This window comes from Dyadobacter sp. CY323, from assembly GCF_021390245.1.
Classification (GTDB): domain Bacteria; phylum Bacteroidota; class Bacteroidia; order Cytophagales; family Spirosomataceae; genus Dyadobacter.
Genome location: NZ_JAJUXH010000019.1, coordinates 54773 through 74350 on the forward strand (window position 1 = coordinate 54773; position 19578 = coordinate 74350).

Genomic DNA, 19578 nt, shown 5'->3' on the forward strand with positions numbered 1-19578 from the left:
CTGGTTCATGCATTCAGCAGAGCTTATTCCGCACCTGTTCAGGACAGAATATCGGAAGATCGTCTCGGTACTATGCCGCCGGTTCGGATTTCAGAAAATTGAGGTTACGGAAGACATTGCCAGTGACACGTTTCTTACGGCTGTACAATCGTGGGGGATCGAAGGAACTCCGCCGAACCCGGCTGGCTGGCTGTACCAGGTTGCCAAAAATAAGGCTAAAAATCACCTGCACCGACATGCCATTTTGGAAGAAAAAATCCTTCCGGAAATTAAATCTGAAATGCATTCGGACGAAAATGAAATTGATCTGTCGCCGCAAAATATTAGTGATAGTCAGCTGCAAATGATGTTTGCGGTTTGTCACCCGGCTGTTTCTACGGAGTCTCAGATAGGTCTTGCTCTCCGCATTCTCTGCGGGTTTGGGATTGAAGAAATCGCGGACGCATTCCAGACTAACAAGGATACGATCAATAAACGGCTTCTGCGCGCGAAGGAGAAGCTCCGTGCAAAAAAAATTGCCATTGAGCTGCCCGCTACCACGGAAATCGAAGCCAGGCTGGAGCCAGTTTTGACTACCATCTATTTGCTGTTTAACGAGGGATATTATTCAATTAGTAAAAATAAAAACCTGCGAAAAGAGCTTTGTTTGGAGGCAATGAGGCTTTGCACGATGCTGATAGAAAACGAGCCGACCAACAAGCCACAGGTGAATGCATTGCTTTCGTTGATGTGTTTTCATGCGTCCCGGTTTGACGCGCGAATGAACGAGCAGGATGAGCTGGTGATTTATGAAGAGCAGGATACCGCCTTATGGAACGTCGATCTGATCAGTAAAGGCGGCTACTTTTTGCAGCGCTCGGCCAGTGGAAATACGCTTTCAAGGTATCATCTTGAAGCTGGAATTGCTTACTGGCACACTCAAAAGGCAGATTCAGCGGAAAAATGGAAAGGCATTTTGCAGAATTATGATCTGCTCCTTCAAATCAGGTATTCGCCCGTCGCGGCATTGAACCGCACGTATGCATTGTCCAAAGTATATGGAAATGAAACGGCGATCCGTGAGGCGGAAAGGCTTGGCCTCACGGAAAACCATTTTTACTATCTGTTGCTGGGGGAATTGTATAAAGAAATTGATCCAAAACAGGCTTTGGAAAACCTGGAAAAAGCATTCGCATTGGCGAAAACAGAAACCGAAACTCAAGCGATCCGGAAAAAGATCGCGACGATTTCCCATTTGCACTAACCGTCTGCTACGCTCCCCGATACGCCTTCTCCAAAGCAGCAAGATCCATCTTTTTCATTTCCATCATGGCTGCAAAGGCGCGCTGATAGCCCGGGTCGTCCGGATTTGAACCCATTTCTTCCAACATTGTCGGAACCACCTGCCATGAAACGCCATATTTGTCTTTCAGCCAGCCGCATTGCTGCGCATTAGGATCGCCGCCTTCGCCGAGCTTTTCCCAGTAATAATCGATTTCTTCCTGGGTTTTACAATCGACAATGAACGAGATCGCCTCATTGAATGTGAATACCGGGCCGCCATTCAGGTTTACAAATGTCTGACCGTCAAGCTCGAATTCGACGGTCATCACCTGTCCGGCTTCCTGGCCATGGATTTCCTGGCCTACACTACTGTAATAGGTTGTCTTCGTTATTTTCGAATTTTTGAAAATGGAAGTGTAAAACTTCGCAGCTTCCTCGGCCTGGTCCGCGAACCAGAGATTTGGTGTGATTTTTTGTAATGCCATGTCTTTGAATGTTTTCTGATGAATTTGTTGAACAAAATTAACGTCAGCCTACATCCTGGCTACTGTGTAAAACCGACAAAAAAGAGGGGCAATCACGCCAGCGTTTACTTTCCTTTGGCTGCTCTGGCTTTGCGGAAACGATCGAAGAAATAACTGTTGACGCGAATGAAGATGAAAAGTCCAATGAGGATCAAAACCGCATTGAGCTTATAAGAAAACCCGACAAATTTTTCCTTTCCGTCCAGCGTAAGTTCGAAACGGAGCCACGAGCGTTCGGCGCTCGTCGTTACCTTGTCAAATGGCATGGCTTCGTCGTAAACGATTTCGGTTATAAAACGGCCGGTAGTATCCATATAGCCGTATTTACCATTCATCCGGACCATCGAAATGCCGTGATTATAGTAGGAGGCGAAATCATATTTTAGTGGGGTTCTGATCTTTCCCTTTTTGTCGATATGTCCAAATTTTCCATTGATAGCGACTGCCGAACGGTCTTCTTCGGTGAAGCCCGTGGCCTCGTCGTACAAAAAGTCGATCCGTGTTTTGCCGGTTTTGTCAATGCAGCCCCATTTGTTATCTTTTTTTACCCAAAACAAACCTGCAGTAGGTTTCCGCGTATCGGTATACAAAAACGGAACGATGATGTCGCCGGTGAAGACATTGATATACCCAAACTTGTTACCGTACTGCACACGTTCCATACCCTGACCGGAAAATTCGTAGGTCGGGTCAATATCGTCGAGCGAAACCGGCACTTTCAGGATCATATTTTTATCGATGATGCCGTATTTACCATTATAAAGGAAGTGGTAAATGTATTTCGATTCTTTAATCTCTTTTTCGATGAATGGGCTGAAATTCCAGTTCAGGATAAAAAGATCCTTCTTTTTCCACCAGATCACATCTTCTTTGCAATCGTGGCTGCATAAGAATTCTACTTCGGCCTTCGAAATCAGAAAGTCGTTTTTAAAGTAGTGAATGGGAATCTTATAAATGGTATTTCCCTCATTATCAATGTAAGACAAGCCGTACTGTTTTCCTTCCGGGTAAATAACCCAGGTTTTTCCGTCGCGAAATTTGTCAGTAGAAATGTAAGCTGGTTCTATCACCACCTTGCCTTGTTTATTAATAAAACCATGTTGGAACACGCCATTCGAATCCGGTGTCATCGGAACAAATTCGGCCAGGCCTTCCGAAAATTCACCAATATCCCGAAATGCGGGACTTATTCTTTTTCCATCCGCGTCGAGAAGAAAGGTTTCGTACGACCGGCAAGGAATTGCTACTTTTTTTGCTACATATACGCCATTATACTCGCGATATTCATTGTACTCTTTGATCCACGCCTTCCCCGCAGAGGTACCGGACTGGGCAAACAGATACTGGGTTTGAAGCAGGGTTAGCAGGAATAGGAATAAACGAAAAGCCGAAAGAAACATCCAGGACGTGTTATTTGATCAGATCTGATTATGAAAAGAATGGCTAATATAAAAAACCGGGCCTTTCAAAGTTGATTCCTGGTTACTTTATTATTAAACATCCGGGTTGCCAGCTGCTTGGCTTCGTCGGTAACTTCGCTGGGATAAAGGTTTAATTCCAGAATGCGGATTGCATTTGTGTCCGTGAGTACACCGGTCTTAATCTTGTAGTCGAATATAAGCTGGTCGCTCTCAACGGTTTCTGTAAAATGGAAAGTCTTGAAAGTGTCTGTCAATAGATCGGCCAGTTGAAGATCGTGGGTAGCTGCGAAGACGAGGTTGTCATGTTTGGTCAGATACTCCAGTACCGCTTTTCCGGAGGCTACACGCTCAACAGTATTGGTACCTTTGAACATTTCATCCAGTAAAAAGAGATTTTGAAAGCCGGATCGACTTTCTTCCAGCAACGCTTTCACGGCCAGCACTTCTTCGAAATAGTAACTTTTTTCATTCAACAAATCATCGGAAATCCGTATCGCAGAATTCACTTTCAGCATGGGGATCCGGAATTCCCGGGCAAAGCAAGTGTTGATAGTCTGGGCAAGGATCGCATTAATGCCAATGGTCCGGATGAATGTCGTTTTGCCGGACATATTAGAGCCGGTCAGCAAAGCCGATTTACCAGTAATGTCAATGGAATTGGCGACGGATTGATAGATGAGAGGATGATAAATATCGACCGCAGTCAGTCTTTTTTTGTTTTTATCAATCGACGGAATGCAGAAAGATGGCAATTCGTCGCGCAGAAAACTGATCGACATGGCTACGTCGGTCTCTCCGATGTAGGTGTAAATTTCCTGGATCTCGGTCCTTTTCTTATCGAGTTGATTCAGAACATGATAAAGTGCCAGTGGTTCGATCAGGAAAAGGGCTTTTATCAATTCCAGAATATGTTCGACCAAAAGTCCGATTTCACTTTGCAGCTTCGCTTCCAATCTGAAAATAGACATCGGAACGCCCAGGCTTTCAATGGCTGCAATGGATTTCCGGATTTCAGGGTGATCGTCCCCCATGCCTTCAAGCTCCGAGATTTTCTTAGCTGCCCAGGTCATCCTCGACAGTTGCGGAATAGAGTTCGCGTATTGGTACAGATTATTTTTGTTCCAATAATGAAAACCGAAATTGACCGCCAGTAACACAACCAGCGCAATAAACGCTTGCGGGAAAACAAACAAAAGCAATACGGAACTCACGGAAGCCAATGACAAAAGTGGGATAATCCAAAACCAGCCCGGCTTTTGTATGTGCTCCCTCAAAAACAAGGACACTATGTAGTAGGCATTTGTGCTTTGCAGCGTTCCGAGTTCAAGCAGAACCGCATCTTTTAATTCCGGTTTATCCTTGAAAATTTTTACCTTTTTCTCAAACCGCTCTGTGCGGAGAGTATCATCAGGAATGGTCCGCAGTGTATGATAAAGAAACTGTTGTCCCACTTTTGAAACCGTGCGATCGATGAACATAAACACTTCTTCCATATCCAGATCCTGAAACGTCCGGTCTGAAATTACCTGGTGAAAGCGTTTTTTATCAGTTAAATGGAAGAAACGTTCGACATTAAAAAAGTCGATCGTTTCTTGTTTTATTTTATGAGCATGTTCTTTAAGCCTGGCAAGCTGTTTCTTTTTGGATTCGGGCATGTTGATGAATTAGAGTATCCGTTGTGAAAATGGTTATTTTCCGCGGTTTTACTGCATTCGTTGATCGTTAATCCATTCATCCAAAGAACCTGAACCTCATTATAGTTGCCGCAAGGATAAATGCATCAAAAGAACCTTAATTGCAGTACTGTGAAAGTAACTGTCCATTACTTACTCTAAACTCAACCTCATGCTTCGTTATTTAAAACAAATCTGCCTGACTTTATTCATATTCTCAGCGCTATCAGCCTGTGAAAAAAAGGACCCGAAGCATGTAAAATTGACGGTTCAGCTTAACAAAGCGAAAAATGCCCGGATTGATATCGTCAGCAATAATATGCTCAATGGCGACTCCATTTTGCTTGCCACGTCTACGCTTGATAGTACTGGTTCCGGCATCATCGAGTTCGCACTCGAGAAGCCGATTTTTACCACAATTCAATGCGCCGATCAGTATTACCAGCTTTACCTTACTCCGGGAGATGAGTTAAAAGTGGAGCCGGACACGAGCAAAACGGGTGATGGCGTCAGGTATACCGGCGATGGTGCGAGCGTACAAAAGTATTTGAAGGCCACAAGCAATTTGCAGCAGAAATACGAGAATGTAGACGGAGTTTGGTCAATAGAGGCAAAGCTGGAAGATTACCTTGTCCGGCTCGATTCATTGAAAAAGGGTTATGCCCGGTATTATGACGCGCTCTCTAAAAATGGGGACGTGAGCAAAGAAGCGCTGAGTATCCTTGCGGTTAAGAATAAAATGAACTTATACTTTTATCAGCAGAATTATGCGAGATCGAATTTCGATGCAGAGAGTGGAAATGTGGAAATGCCGGCCGTGATGGCCGATTTTTTAAGAGAATTGCCCGATGATTCGATCGCTTTGCAAACTCAAATGTACGAATACCGGCTCGTTTTGACTTTTTATCTTCAATCACGGATTTTTGCAGATGTATGGAAGAAACTGAATAGCGCAAAAACGAAGTATTCAGATCGCGATCTCCCGGGCATTGTAGAAAAAGAAATCGAAAGCCGCCCGATATCTCCGGCTCTTAAGGAGCATTTTCGCGCGGCGAACATCGACTATTCGGTCAGAATGGATGGATTGTCGCCTGAGCTTAAAATGCTTCGGACGAACTTTCTGAAAGACGCGAAGACAACCTTATATACGGCTGCATTAAACAAAAGTTTTGCAAAATGGGAATCTCTGGAACCGGGCAAACCTGCTCCGGATTTTACAGGTACTACTCCCGATGGCAAAAGCATTTCATTGAGCAGTCTGAAGGGAAAAGTGGTTTACGTCGATGTTTGGGCGACGTGGTGCGGGCCATGCAGGGCGGAATTTCCACATTCAAAAAAACTTATGAAGGAATTTGAGGGAAATGACAAAATCGCCTTCCTGTTTTTATCGACCGACTCGGACCGGGATGAATGGAAGAAATTACTGCCCGACAAAAGCATTCCGAAAGGCATTCACATGCACCAGAAACAAGACAGACAACCCGACGCGATCTGGGAGAATTATCACCTTTGGGGCATCCCAAGATACATTCTGATCGATCAGGAAGGGAAAATGATCATGGCGCACGCACCGCGGCCGTCGTCCGGGGAAGTAGGCAAGCTGTTGCGCGAAAAAATTAAAATCTAAATTTGTTCATACTCAGACCAAATCCCAACCTTTTCGCGGCTTGCGGGAAAGCAGCCGGTTTGCTTCTTTATCGCCGACAAATTTTTCTTTCTCCGCATTCCAGGTAAGCTCTCTTTTCAGACGGTAAGAGATCAATCCCAAATGCATTGGAATGGTCATTTCGCGCGCATACCGCAGGTTTGACTCCGGTTGTTTTCTCGATTTGACGGAGTCGACGAAATTTTGCTGGTGGCCTGGCGATCTTGGATTGGTAATGGGGATGGTTGGAATATCGTTGACGGTTTCTCCATTGATCGTGATCGATCTGGTGTTATAATCACAGGTTAATGTGCCTTTATCTCCCTCAAAATGTGCCCCGATTCCTTTTTCGGCAGCTCCGGGAACATTTGGCGGCGCCATCGTCCAAAGAATTTTCAACCCGTCGAATTCGTAATCCACATCGAGCGTCTTCGGTGCATCAGCGATTCCCGTGTAACCCACTCCCCGCGCATTGATCTTTTTCAATCCTTTTGGTGAAATGGAAGAATACACGACATCGGCAATGTGACACCAGAAATCTGCAAACTCACCTCCCGAGTAATCCAGGAAATACCGGTACGTAAAGTGACATTTTTCAGGAATGTATTCGGTAAAAGGGGCGGGCCCTAGCCACATATCCCAGTTCAGCGTTTTGGGGACAGCCTGCACAGTGGGCGACCCGAGTTCTTTTGTATTAGCGGTTTTCCATAAACGAACAGTATGTACATTTCCGATCGCCCCGGATTTAATGATCTCGACTACCCGGTGAAAGTTATCGCCCGCATGGATCTGGTTTCCCATTTGAAAAATGCGGTCGTGCTTTTCCATGTGTTTCAACATCATCTGACCTTCTTTCAAGCTATATGAAAGCGGTTTTTCACCATATACATCTTTTCCAGCCTGGAATGCGAGAGTTGCGATCTGCGCGTGCCAGTGGTCCGGCGTGGCGACGGTTATGGCATCTATGTCTTTGCGTTCGAGTATCTTACGGAAATCGCCGTACAGTTCCGGTTTTGCATTGGGCTGCATGGTGAGAAGCTTTTCTTTTGTTTGGCCCAAATGCAGTTCGTCCACATCACAAAGCGCTACGATCTCAACTTCGGGAAGGGCAGCGAACCATTTCATGTGGTTGTTGCCCATTCCGCCAAGACCAATATGCGCTATCCGCAGACGGTCGCTGGCAGCTACTTTGCCGTAAAGCGATGGTAATATTGAGAAGCCAAGTGCGCCGAGGCCGGCCATTTTAACAAAATCTCTGCGATTGGTATGAACGCTCATTAGGTCAGGATTTTTAGGAATATCTATTTAAAACCCAATTAAGCACAAAAATTACTAAGACAGATGAGAACCGTCTGAAAAATTCCCTGACAACGGGATTTCAACGCGGGCGCAGATATGGAGATAACTCCATCACATCTACTTTCAGAAGCCGGCTTTTAAAAAGGTCGGCTTTGTATTTGAAAATAAAATTGCGCAGCGACATGCCGGTGCGGTTCATCACATGAAGATTGGCCACTTCTTCGGATATATTGAACCGCAAAAGCAGTTCAGGAATGCGGATCGACCGGTTATGATGAAGTTCCTGGCGCACATACTCCACGAGGTGCTCGGTCAGAACTTGCTGGGAAATTTTTTCCTCCGACTTCTTGCCCGCAAAATTGTTCCGTGCTAACACAGTCACAATCAGTTCAATGCTTCCTTTTATCAACTTTAAGTGAGAAGACGGTTTTTGTGTTATTTCAAACGAAATCTGATTAATTAGATAGTTGACAGTTTGGCTGTCACGTTCGTTTGCAAGTGGTTTACCCTGAGGTAGCAAAATGTCTTTACATAGATTTTCGGCTTGCTTATAAGTGTCTGCAAAATCCGGACTGAACGCCTTTTTACTCTGAAAATCATCTGCCAGATAGGTATCGAATGCCATGATCAAAATCTCCGTGTTATTGTCTTCCTGGAATACAGGATGCTGGTCGGGTTTCAGGTAAATGAGGCCGGACTTTGTATAAGAATGGATCACGCCTTCCAATACAAACTGTCCCTGACCGGAAAGGATGAAAATGATCCGGTAATGCTGCAATTGATCGGGGCTGGTTTCCCAGGTGCGTGTTTTAATTTGAAGTAAATGGAATTTTTTATGAGCGCTAAACTTGATCACTGACATATCACAAACCGGATTTCTACAAACCCAATTTTAAAAATCACACGATCAATCGAAATTTAAAATCTCTAAATGCCTTTTTTCGCAGTGTAAGCCGCCATTTTACCATGCAGAGCTAAATCAGTATTACCGGCCCAGCCAGTTTTTAAATTCAGTAATGCGCTCAGAGCTGACAAAAACTTCCTGGGATGAGACCGGATGGAGGTCGATTTTGAGCTTGCCGGCAGAAATGGAATGGATATCACGAATCGCCTCGACGGAAATAAGCAGCGTGCGGTTAATGCGAAAGAAATTCACCGGATCGAGCAATTGAGAAAGTTTTTCCAAACTGTACTCCACCGCAAAATGCCGCCCATCGAACAACCGCAGAAAAGTAGCCCGTTCTTCGATGGTGAAATAGGCTATCTCAGAAGTTTTAAATGTGAAAATCCGCGAGCCCGCCGTTACCAGAAAACGGTCTTTGTATTTCGGTAACCGGGGAGCGGTCGATTCTGCTTCAACGATTTTCTTGAATTTGGCAAGCGAACCTTGTAATTCGAGCGGGTTAACCGGTTTCAAAAGGTAATCAATAGTATGCGTTTTGAAGGCCTTCTGCATGTAGTCGTCAAATGCAGTCGTGAAAATGATCGGGATCATCAGGTCCAGGCTCTCAACGATCCGGAAGCCGTTGTCGTCTTCGAGGTGAAGATCCAGGAAAATCAGGTCTGGCTGCGTGTTTACGGCGTTATTCAGATATGCGATTGTTTCAAAGGCCGAAGGAAACATCCCTAGTACCCGAATGGTAGGATCAATGGCCAGTATCAGTTTTTGCAGGCGTTCCGCGCTCAGTTCTTCATCTTCAACGATCAGCACATTCATGAAATCAGCGGAATTTTTACGATAAAATGATCCTTCGTTTTGTCAATAAGAACATCTTTGTTCAAAAGCAATTTATACCGGTTGACGATGTTTTTCAGTCCAAGCCCCGTAGTCGGTTCGGCCAATTTGCGGAGCTGTAACGGATTGCTTACGACGAGCATTTTCTCGTCAATAGAAATGCTGATCGTTAATGGATTGGTAACGGACATGGTATTGTGTTTTACAGCGTTTTCAATCAAAAGCTGTAACGTGAGTGGAATGACCGAATACTGTTCCAGATCTTCCCTGGTCAGTTTTACGTCCATAATGACCTTGTCGGTGAACCGGGTGCGGAGCAGGTAAATGTAGGTTTCAAGAAATTTGATCTCCTCTTCTAGACTGATCTGATGCAACTCAGCCTGTTCCAGAATGTAACGGTAGGCCAGTGACAGCTGCTGGATAAATTCGCTCGACTTCTCCGGTTTCGACTCCACCAGCGACGAAAGCACGCTCAGGTTATTAAACAAAAAATGCGGGCTGATCTGATTCTTTAATGCTAGGAAACGTGCACTCATATTCTCTTTTTCGAGCTTTTCAGAATCCACCAGCAGCTTCTTCAGCTTTTCCTGCACCTGATTATTTACACACAAATAATAGGCTGCGATCAAAGCCAGAATTGTCAGCGCCTCATTGGCCCGTTGCCGGATCGGTCTGATAGCCTGCCAGTTTGGGTCGCGGAGAAATGGACGCGGCATACTGCTCCAGATATGGTCCATCACTCCCCACGCCATTACAAGTAAAAAGTTAAACAAAATAGCCAGTAAAATGGCTGGTACCAATGCAATCAGCTGGTTGGAAAGTTTGAATTCAACCGAATTGTTACTCCCCGTGAACGCAGCAACCTTTTGTAAACACCAGTCGACCAGATAAATCCAGCTGGTATAGAAAACCGTGCTGATCGCGATCTCTATCCCGAAAAGCGGGAGCCTGTTCGAAATATAGTCGAAATGGCCCGGCGCAACGTTTATGTAAGTCCGTAATGGGATGTAAATGAGCGCCAGAGCGAAACCTAGCAGCCATTTCCGACCAAAATTATAACGCCGCATTTAATGTGAGTTAGCAAGCAGGTTCCGATAGTCGTATTTCTGGTAGTCCTGGGTTTTGTCCTTCTCCTTGTAAACCTCGATCAACTCGTTTTTAACTTCTATCCGCAACCAGTATTCCGGTTTTATATGTGAAAAAGAGCTCAGTTTCAAAACGATGTTCGCATTCAGTTTTCGTTCGCCCGTCAGATATTTATGCAGATTGCTATCCTTCATTTCAAACAGCTCCGCAAGCTTTTTTAAGCTGATATTCAAGGTGTTCAAATACATTTTAACAAAGTCCAGAATCCGCAGTTTATCATCATAATTTTCATTTTCGATGTAATCTTCAATCTGGTATTGGATTGCCAGCAGCTCATTCCGCAGCTTCCGGTCTTTGGACTGCTTTTTGGAGTGTGAAAGGACAAAGTCTTTGAGGCCTGCCTTTTTTTCATCGTTCCAGATTTCCTCAGGCTGAATTTCGTTGTTCTTTGTCATAACAGTTGGTTCAAATATTTATCAATCAGAGCTTCCCCTTTTTCCGGAGAAATGACCATCGTCGTTTCTCCATACCTTAATGCACCATACTTCATGCAATAAATCGTCATCAATTTTATCTCATCCTCCTTATGTGCTTCCATCACATCAAATGCAAGCCAGCCTTTGAAATGGTCTTTTCCGTGAATAAAACTCAGCCGACAGGCATAAGCAATAAGACACCCGGCTACGCGATCAAAAACTTTACTATCTCCTTTGTTATGAGGAGCAATTTCAATGTAGGCCATATAAGGTTCGCCTGCACCTTTGACTTGAAATATCAAACAGCCTTCTATCACATCCGGCGTGTCCTCACAAATAAGTATGAATGTTTGGTAATGTGGTTTTTGAGAATGCTTTCGGAAATTAAACCGCCAGCCATCGGTAAATGAAGGCAAAATATGGCCTGACGCCGGGATGATACTGCAATCAACAAACTGGCCATCGCTGTTTCTCGTGACGTGCATAAATATAGTATGTGAAGGTACGCAAAATTATACGATTTGTATAATCTTCAATCCATTTTTTTTCAAAGTTGCAAGATTTTCTCTCTCGAAAAAATCCCGATTTGTAATTTTCGCTAACCGGATTTTTTAAGCCGCATCCTGCATGGAAATTGAACTTTCTTCCGCGCGGAACACCTTTTCTATTTAAAGAGTTACACGTGCGTTTTAAATCGGATCATTGCAATCATGGAAATAGGAATCAGTATGTTCGGCGATTTGTCGTTTGACAAGGCAACCAGTTCATTTCAGTCCCCTCAGCGGCGGTTACAGGATATGCTGGAAGAAATAAAGCTCGCCGACGAGGTTGGGCTGGATGTATTCGGAATTGGTGAGCATCATCGGTCGGAATATGCCGTATCAGCTCCGGAGATCATTCTGGCGGCTGCCGCTTCGGTTACCAAACGAATCAAATTGACGAGCTCGGTAACTGTGTTAAGTTCAAATGATCCGGTGAGGGTCTATCAGAATTTTTCAACCATCGATTTACTGTCAAACGGGCGCGCTGAAATTACCGTCGGCCGGGGCAGCTTCATCGAGTCATTTCCATTGTTCGGATATAATCTCGACGATTATAACGGACTTTTTACGGAGAAGCTGGAATTATTAAAACAAATCAACGAAACCCAGACCATCAGTTGGAAAGGAAAATTCAGGGCGGCATTGGATAGCCAGGAAGTATTACCGAGACCAGCCCATGGAAAGCTGGATATCTGGATCGCAGTAGGAGGGACGCCGCAGTCCGTTGTCCGGGCAGCCAAACTTGGTTTCCCTCTGATTATCGCCATTATTGGCGGACAACCTGCACAATTCCAGCCGTTTTTTGAACTATATAAAACCGAGTATATCAAAGCCGGCCACGACCCCGCAACCATGCAGCTGGCCACTCATTCACATGGATTGGTGGGAGAAAACGGAGCTGCGCTCGCTGACTCCTATTTCCCTAGCTACGCCTCCCAAATGGACCGGGTAGGCCGCAGCAGGGGATGGGCGCCATATAGCAGACAACAGTTCGAGGGTGGTCGCACCATCGACGGTGCATTGTTTGTAGGCGACCCCAACCAGGTGACAGAGAAGATCCTGCAAAACCAGGAAATGTTCGGACTGACCCGTTTCCTTTTACATACCGATGTAGGCGGGCCTGCTCATGCCGACCTCATGAAATCCATCGAGCTTTTAGGTGATAAAGTGGCCCCGGCAGTTCGCAAAGCACTGAATCACTCCTAATTATCTCATACAACTTGACAAATCCCGTTGAATATGAGCAGTAGTACCCATATAAATGGGTAGTAGTATCCATTTTCCGGGGCAGTAGTGACTACTAGTTTTGTGGTGTAAAAAAGATGACCAAGTCTTTTGAAAAACCACAAAACTAAGTAGCCATGAAAAAAGCAATGCATGTAGTGATGGGCGTGACACTCGCCGCCCATATTTTTAGCTGTGACCCGCCGAAGGATTCCATTATCCCGGATCCCCAGGAAATTCCCGGCACCGTATCCGGCGCCGTTACGCCGGTTGGGGCCGTCTATGGCGAAGCTGTAACCGCAAAAATTGGCCCCGCCGGAGGGATCATCAGTTCAACAGACCAGCGGATCAGGGTCTCGATTCCTGCCGGTGCGCTATCAGCCGAACAAACGATTTCGATACAATCCCTCACAAATCAGTGCCCCATGGGAAAAGGAGCGGCTTTTCGGTTGATGCCTCATGACATTACATTTTCCAAACCCGCTTCCATTACATTCCATTATGATCGCGAAGACATCAACGGATCCGCGCCTGAACTGATGCGAATTGCGTATCAGGATGAAAAAGGGATCTGGCAATCACAGCCGCTAAAAACACTTGATACGGCAACACACCAGGCTGTAGTGGAAACCACGCATTTCAGCGACTGGGCGCTGTTTCAAACCATGTGCATTTACCCGAACAGCTCTATTCTGAGTCCTGGTGAAAATGTCAGACTGCGAGCCTTACAAGTTATTAAAATTGGGGAAGGAGATTGGACCGGACCTATCTATGGCCCCGAGCGAGTTCCTGACAAACAGATTGACAAATGGGCATTGAATGGGGAAGGGGTACTGACGTACGAGGAATCCATTGGCGACTATCTCGCCCCTGACTGGATCCCGGCGACAAATCCGGCAGCAGTAAGTGTCTTCCTTAAGATATCAGTCAACAACAATGGCACGACGTTTAATGATATTCGTTTGGTATCCAATCAGTTTGTGGCTCCGGAAGGACTTTCGGTACAGCTCGATGATGGCGACTGGCATACCTATGCAGGCGGTGCGAACATTAACGGAACGCAGAACATTATCCAGGGCAGAGATGGAGCGGAATTCGCCACAGTAACCTGGAAAGGCGCACCCACCGGGACATTTCACTGGACGAAAGGAACTGACGTCACATTCAATCTTAATAAACCTAAACTGATTTACCAGCATATATATGGAACCGCCGCGTCTGTAAGCGGAGGTTCACTGATGGTCGATAACACAGACAAAACCTGGGTGACGGGGATGTTTACAGTACTTCCCGCGGGATATGTCGATGTCCGCAAAGGAAACCCGGAGCTCGGCATTTCGAGTGTCAAAGGAGTTTTTCGGGTAAAACGAGTTAACTAAAATCAAATCTTTCAAATAAATCCATTCTCAGTATTAGCCATGAAAAAAATACTTTTTGCAAACATGCCGTACGACGGCCATTTCAATCCGCTGACCGGTATCGCCATGCACCTTAAATCGCTGGGACACGATGTCCGCTGGTATTCAGGAAGCTATTATCAGCCCAAAGCAGAAAAGTTGGGCATACCGTTTTATCCCTTCAAAAAAGCGCTCGATTTCAATCAGCACAATGTAAATGAAATCTTTCCGGAACGGGTAAAGCTGGGAAGTCAGCTCAAAAAGTTGAAATATGATCTGAAAACATCCTTTGTACTAAGGTCTACGGAATTTTATGAAGACATTCGGGAAATTAACGAATCGTGGTGTTTTGACTTGATGATCAGTGATATAGCATTTACCGGACTTCCTTTTGTGAAAGAACTGCTCAACAAAAAAGTGATTTCGATCGGCGTATTTCCATTGACCGAAAATTCCAGGGACCTGCCGCCTGCCGGCCTGGCCATGCTTCCATCTGAAACTTTTTGGGGGAGAAGAAAGCAGGATATTCTGCGGTTTGTTGCCGATCAGGTTATCTTTCGGGAGTCGGCGGTATTATTCCGGAAGATGTTTCAGGAATACGGTATTAAGCCGGCGAATGGAAATCCTTTTGACATTCTGGGACAAAAATCGAATCTGCTGTTGCAAAGCGGGAGTCCCGGTTTCGAATACAAACGCAGCGACCTGAGTGAAAATATCCGGTTTGTAGGTGCATTGCTTCCCTTCTCGTCAGGGACTCAAAAAGCATTTGAGCCGGGCGATAAATTAAAAGGATATGAAAAGGTAATTCTGGTCACGCAGGGGACTTTGGAAAAAGATCCGGAAAAGATCATTATCCCCACATTAGAAGCTTTCAAAGACAGTAAATACATGGTAATCGCAACCACGGGCGGCTCCCGGACCGAAGAGTTGCGGAAACGGTTTCCATACAAAAATATCATCGTCGAAGATTTTATTCCATTCAATGACATCATGCCGCATAGCGATGTGTACATTACCAATGGAGGTTATGGCGGGGTGATGCTGGGCATTGAAAACGAGCTTCCAATGCTGGTAGCAGGTATTCATGAGGGTAAAAACGAGATCAATGCGCGCGTTGGCTATTTTAAAATTGGTATAGATCTGAAAACCGAATTCCCAAATCCCGGACAGATCCTGAAAAACATCGAGACGATTTTGACGGATAGTGAATACAAATCCAATGTGAAAAAGCTTAGCCGGGAACTCAAAGAATACGACACAATTCGTCTTTGTGAGAAGTATGTCAATGAAGTTCTGGAGATAGGGAACGAGCGAATGGAAGTAAAATTTGAATATCTTTAAATCATTAATCACCTCTCTGTATCAGCGCCTAACATGCCAGGATTTCCAAATTCCGCTCAATGGCTTTTGCTCATTACCCTTGTGCTGACACCGGGTTTGACAACAGGTTCCGAGCCCGAGCCGCAGGCCATCGTTTTGAATGCCGAAAGTTCCGGATTTCTGGTGGGGAGGAAAATGTTGATCCTGGAAGATAAGACCAATGCACTTTCCTTTTCAGAGATTCTGGAAAGGAAAATGCGTTTTCGACCTGTCGACCAGGATATCCTCAATGTCGGGCCGACCCGTTCCACCTACTGGATCTATTTCCGGGTTGAAAACCGCACTTCCAGAGAATGGTTCCTGCATGTGGGAACGCCATTTATGAAGGAAGCAGAACTTTTTCAGCAGACAAAAACCGGTCATTATAAAAAGGCATTTGAAAGTTCCGCCCGGCCATTCAGCGAGCGAAATATCAAAACGAACCAGCTGATTTTCCCACTGCGCTTGAATGCGGGTGATACCGCAGCCTGTTACCTGCGGGTGAGAAGTAATTCCATTATCAGAGTACCGCTGGAAATCGCTTCAATGCAGCATATTTACGAGCAAAACCAGGTTGCTGACGTGGTAAGCGGCTTTTACTTCGGTCTGATCGCCGCGCTCATCATCTATAACCTGTTTGTTTTTATCTCGATCCGCGAACGGACTTATCTGTATTATGTCGTTTATGTTCTTTTTGTCGCATTTAATATTGGGTACATCAAAGGCTATTTTCTGCAATTTATAGTACCGAACTTTCCTGCGGCGAATCATTCCAATTTTTCCGGCGCAATTGCATTCACTTTTGCCATTTTGTTCACGGATTCTTTCCTTAATACCCGTTATTATTGCCCCAAACTGAGAAGATTGGGCTGGCTGATCTATGCCTCCTGTGCATTCACGTTTATTGTGAGTTTGGCTGGTGAACTGTTACTGGGTTTTTATGTCAACTGGATTACGGTTTTTTCCTTCCTCGTTTATTCCAATGTAATCGGCTTTACCGTGATGGCAAAAGGGTTTGTTCCGGCTAAATATTACCTGATGGGATTCAGTATTCTGGTTGCGGGAATCATCATTTTCATGTTTAAAGACATCGCGCTGATCGAAGAAAACTGGTTCACAGACGGAGCCTACCAGATCGGCTCCGGGCTGGAAGCGATCATTCTTTCCTTCGCGCTCGCCAACAAGCTGAATACATTCAAAAAAGAAAAAGAGCTCACGCAGGCACATGCGCTCGCACAGGCAACCCAGTTTTCGCAGCAGCTGATCGGATCACAGGAAGGTGAAAGGAAACGGGTTGCGGCTGAGTTACACGATAGTTTGGGACAAAGCCTGGGGATGGTGAAAAACAAGGTGTTAATGATCAAAAGGGACGTGGATAAGCCGCAGATCCGCGAAAAACAGATCAACGACCTCGAAGTACTGGTTACCGAAACGATCCAGGAAGTCCGTAACATTTCATACAACCTCAGACCGTTGCACCTGGAACTGCTCGGCATTACCCAATCCATCAGAAGCTTGCTGGAAGATATTGCAGAATCGGGGTTGATAGTGGTGAAAACCGACATTCAACTGATTGACGATCTATTGTCAAAACCGAACGAGATCAATGTTTTCAGGATCGTGCAGGAATGTTTTAACAACATCATCAAACATTCGCACGCCACCCGCGCCGAAATTACCATCCGCACCGACGGAACGTTTATTGCTATCCGTATTGCGGATAATGGAGTGGGAATGACATTAAAAACAGAAGGCAAAACGGGTTTCGGGCTGCTCGGAATCCGCGAGCGTCTGAATATCCTGAACGGAAATCTCGAAATTCTTGAAAATGAGCCACGCGGTACTATTATGAACATTCAAATCAGGCTATAACCATGCAGATCAAACTTCTCATTGCAGACGATCATCCGATATTTTTGAAAGGACTTGCTGAGGTGATTGAGACAGATCCGGACTTAAAAGTAGTGTTCAGCGCTAAGAACGGGCAGGAGGCATTGCTGAACTTTCAGCTTCAAAATGTGGATCTGGTCGTACTGGACATTGATATGCCACTTTTGACAGGCCTGGAAGCGGCTGAAAAAATGCTGAAAATCAGGAGTGACCTTCCGATCATTATCCTCACCATGCACAAGGAAAAAGCGCCATTCATGAAGTCGCTGGAAATAGGGGTAATGGGGTATGTTTTGAAAGAAAACGCAGTTTCTGATATCGTTCACGCCATTTATAAAGTGGCAGGAGGTGATTCCTACCTGAGCCCGGAAATTTCGTCATACCTGCTCAAAAAGTCCATTGCCTTAAATAAACACACGAAAAGCGATTTGAAGGATCTGCTAACTCCGTCGGAAACGCAGATCGTGAAATTGATCGCGGAATATAAAACGAGCAAGGAAATTGCAGACGAACTTTTTATCAGTGAAAAGACCGTCTTTAACCACCGTATGAATATTTCGAAAAAGCTGAACCTGACTGGTAAAAACAGTTTATTACGTTTCGCGCTTGACCATTGGTGAATGTAGTCGGAGCTGATTTTTAGCTTGCAACCCGTGTTTCCAGAGGCAATGGCTCAATGATAGCTTCTCTTACTTCATCGCCGACCATCGGGCCGTCAGCGGATAATTCGCTGCCTTCTTTCTTGGATTTGAAGATCGGCCACAAAAATTGCGCGTACCATTCTTCTTCCATGTAATGTTTGATGCCGTAAGATGTCGGGTATTTCCGAGTGATGATGCCTGTACCAAAGATAATGTCCCAGATAAAGAACATGTTACCAAAGTTTCCCTTGTAATACCCTACGCCGTCGTCCGTAGTATCTGCATGGTGGGCATGATGCGTTGCGGGCGTAGAAATTAGTCTTTCCATTACCCAACCAATTGGTTTTAAAAATTTGATCTCATAAAAAGGTTTGTCCCATTTAATGCTTGAATGCGCGCCGGTTGTGATCAGCGATTTGATAACCTTCACGAACAACGCCGCGTAACCCAGCCCCAGATAAGTCAATGCGGCCGTCAGATAAGTTTGGGAAAAAAAGATGATATAGATGATATTCTGGCGGCTTGCCATGGCCATTCCCATATAAGGTGCACTGTGATGGGTTCGGTGAAAACGCCACAGCCAGGGTAATTGATGATGCAAACGGTGGTACCAGTATTGCGTCAGATCGTCGGCAACGGCGATAATTGCGAATGCCCACCAAAATGGTACCCAGGAAAAAATGTCTTTTCCGGCAGGCAGTAATTGCGGCAAAAGTTGCAGACTGTAGTAGGTAACAACCGGCTTGACGATGATTTTTGGAACTACGAACGAGGCGATATCAACCAGACTTTCGTTTTTCGTCCATTTGTTTTCATATAAACCAACAGCGAATTCGATCACACCAATTACAAGTACGATCACAGGTAAGCCCCAGGTATTGAGATTTTCAAATACCGTTTCAAGAAACGGGGGTACTCTGAACGGAAGGTCGCTGCTGCCATGCCACGGTTTGAAACCGGTAAAATAGAATGCGACGGACATAAGGATAATCGGTGTCAGGTACAAAAGCACGCTGATCGCAGCATCTCGTTTTAGTTTCTGTGGGATTTCTTTGTCGGTTTGCATAGAAGCAATGATAAAAGTCGATGGAAAAACAGGCTAACTCAGAAGTGTATACGCAAGCCAGATCCCGCCGGCGATTACCAGAAATGGGACAAGCGTCAGCAAAATCCCGACGGCAATCTTTTTGACCAGTAAGACTATATCAGCGGTTGACATGTTGACGGCGGATTTGATTGATATAATCCGGAAATATCCCGGGCAGCATGCCGTCCGGCTACAAATTAACAACCACCGAAAACCTGCTTGTGAACGGCATGGCTGCTAGCCAGGATATTTCCGGATGTCCGAAATAAAACCAGGTAAAATAGATTCGGCTATGACAACGCCGCCGCGGGAAAGA

At 45.2% G+C, this 19578-nt stretch carries 17 protein-coding genes; 7 read left to right on the top strand and 10 right to left on the bottom strand.

Annotated elements, in window-relative coordinates; translation table 11 throughout:
* The first annotated feature begins 7 nt into the window (after positions 1-7).
* The gene (locus tag LZG72_RS22630; RefSeq protein ID WP_233877405.1) at positions 8-1243 is read left to right on the top strand and encodes an RNA polymerase sigma factor; all 1236 of its coding nucleotides are present in this window, start codon (positions 8-10) and stop codon (positions 1241-1243) included.
* A 7-nt stretch (positions 1244-1250) separates the two neighbouring features.
* Here the strand turns inward: LZG72_RS22630 and LZG72_RS22635 are convergent, their stop codons facing one another.
* The 3 genes from LZG72_RS22635 to LZG72_RS22645 form a co-directional block, all read right to left on the bottom strand.
* Positions 1251-1748, bottom strand: coding sequence for a VOC family protein (locus LZG72_RS22635; RefSeq protein WP_233877406.1), 498 nt, complete (start codon positions 1746-1748; stop codon positions 1251-1253).
* A gap of 104 nt (positions 1749-1852) precedes the next feature.
* Complete coding sequence (locus LZG72_RS22640; protein ID WP_233877407.1) at positions 1853-3187, bottom strand: WG repeat-containing protein; 1335 nt, start codon at positions 3185-3187, stop codon at positions 1853-1855.
* A gap of 65 nt (positions 3188-3252) precedes the next feature.
* Positions 3253-4863 carry a MutS-related protein gene (locus LZG72_RS22645; protein ID WP_233877408.1) on the bottom strand — a complete coding sequence of 537 codons (1611 nt, stop codon included), beginning with the start codon at positions 4861-4863 and terminating at the stop codon, positions 3253-3255.
* Between the two features lie 190 nt (positions 4864-5053).
* On the opposite strand from LZG72_RS22645, the gene LZG72_RS22650 reads away from it, so the two are divergent.
* The gene (locus tag LZG72_RS22650; protein ID WP_233877409.1) at positions 5054-6508 is read left to right on the top strand and encodes a TlpA disulfide reductase family protein; all 1455 of its coding nucleotides are present in this window, start codon (positions 5054-5056) and stop codon (positions 6506-6508) included.
* 12 nt (positions 6509-6520) lie between these two features.
* On the opposite strand, the gene LZG72_RS22655 is transcribed toward LZG72_RS22650, so the two are convergent.
* The 6 genes from LZG72_RS22655 to LZG72_RS22680 form a co-directional block, all read right to left on the bottom strand.
* Positions 6521-7804, bottom strand: coding sequence for a Gfo/Idh/MocA family protein (locus LZG72_RS22655; protein WP_233877410.1), 1284 nt, complete (start codon positions 7802-7804; stop codon positions 6521-6523).
* Positions 7805-7904: 100 nt separating this feature from the next.
* Positions 7905-8687: a hypothetical protein gene (locus tag LZG72_RS22660; protein ID WP_233877411.1), complete on the bottom strand. Its 783-nt coding sequence runs from the start codon at positions 8685-8687 to the stop codon at positions 7905-7907.
* A gap of 123 nt (positions 8688-8810) precedes the next feature.
* Positions 8811-9542 carry a LytTR family DNA-binding domain-containing protein gene (locus LZG72_RS22665; RefSeq protein WP_233877412.1) on the bottom strand — a complete coding sequence of 244 codons (732 nt, stop codon included), beginning with the start codon at positions 9540-9542 and terminating at the stop codon, positions 8811-8813.
* Positions 9539-10627 (bottom strand): sensor histidine kinase, encoded by a 1089-nt coding sequence (locus LZG72_RS22670; RefSeq protein WP_233877413.1) that lies wholly within the window; start codon positions 10625-10627, stop codon positions 9539-9541. The genes LZG72_RS22665 and LZG72_RS22670 overlap by 4 nt, the downstream gene beginning before the upstream one ends.
* On the bottom strand, positions 10628-11101 hold the full coding sequence (locus LZG72_RS22675; RefSeq protein WP_233877414.1) for a hypothetical protein: 474 nt from the start codon (positions 11099-11101) through the stop codon (positions 10628-10630). It lies immediately after the preceding gene.
* Positions 11098-11607 carry a hypothetical protein gene (locus LZG72_RS22680; protein ID WP_233877415.1) on the bottom strand — a complete coding sequence of 170 codons (510 nt, stop codon included), beginning with the start codon at positions 11605-11607 and terminating at the stop codon, positions 11098-11100. Before LZG72_RS22680 ends, LZG72_RS22675 begins: the two co-directional genes overlap by 4 nt.
* Positions 11608-11832: 225 nt before the next feature.
* Between LZG72_RS22680 and LZG72_RS22685 the strand changes: the two genes are divergently transcribed.
* From LZG72_RS22685 to LZG72_RS22705, 5 genes are all read left to right on the top strand, one after another.
* Positions 11833-12870 (top strand): LLM class flavin-dependent oxidoreductase, encoded by a 1038-nt coding sequence (locus tag LZG72_RS22685; RefSeq protein ID WP_233877416.1) that lies wholly within the window; start codon positions 11833-11835, stop codon positions 12868-12870.
* A 155-nt stretch (positions 12871-13025) separates the two neighbouring features.
* Positions 13026-14267, top strand: coding sequence for a hypothetical protein (locus tag LZG72_RS22690; protein WP_233877417.1), 1242 nt, complete (start codon positions 13026-13028; stop codon positions 14265-14267).
* Between the two features lie 39 nt (positions 14268-14306).
* On the top strand, positions 14307-15626 hold the full coding sequence (locus tag LZG72_RS22695) for a glycosyltransferase (protein ID WP_233877418.1): 1320 nt from the start codon (positions 14307-14309) through the stop codon (positions 15624-15626).
* Positions 15627-15659: 33 nt separating this feature from the next.
* On the top strand, positions 15660-17516 hold the full coding sequence (locus LZG72_RS22700; protein WP_233877419.1) for a 7TM diverse intracellular signaling domain-containing protein: 1857 nt from the start codon (positions 15660-15662) through the stop codon (positions 17514-17516).
* A 2-nt stretch (positions 17517-17518) separates the two neighbouring features.
* The gene (locus tag LZG72_RS22705; protein WP_233877420.1) at positions 17519-18154 is read left to right on the top strand and encodes a response regulator transcription factor; all 636 of its coding nucleotides are present in this window, start codon (positions 17519-17521) and stop codon (positions 18152-18154) included.
* A gap of 19 nt (positions 18155-18173) precedes the next feature.
* Here LZG72_RS22705 and LZG72_RS22710 read toward each other — a convergent pair whose 3' ends face one another.
* Positions 18174-19241: a sterol desaturase family protein gene (locus LZG72_RS22710; protein ID WP_233877421.1), complete on the bottom strand. Its 1068-nt coding sequence runs from the start codon at positions 19239-19241 to the stop codon at positions 18174-18176.
* Positions 19242-19578: the final 337 nt, after the last annotated feature.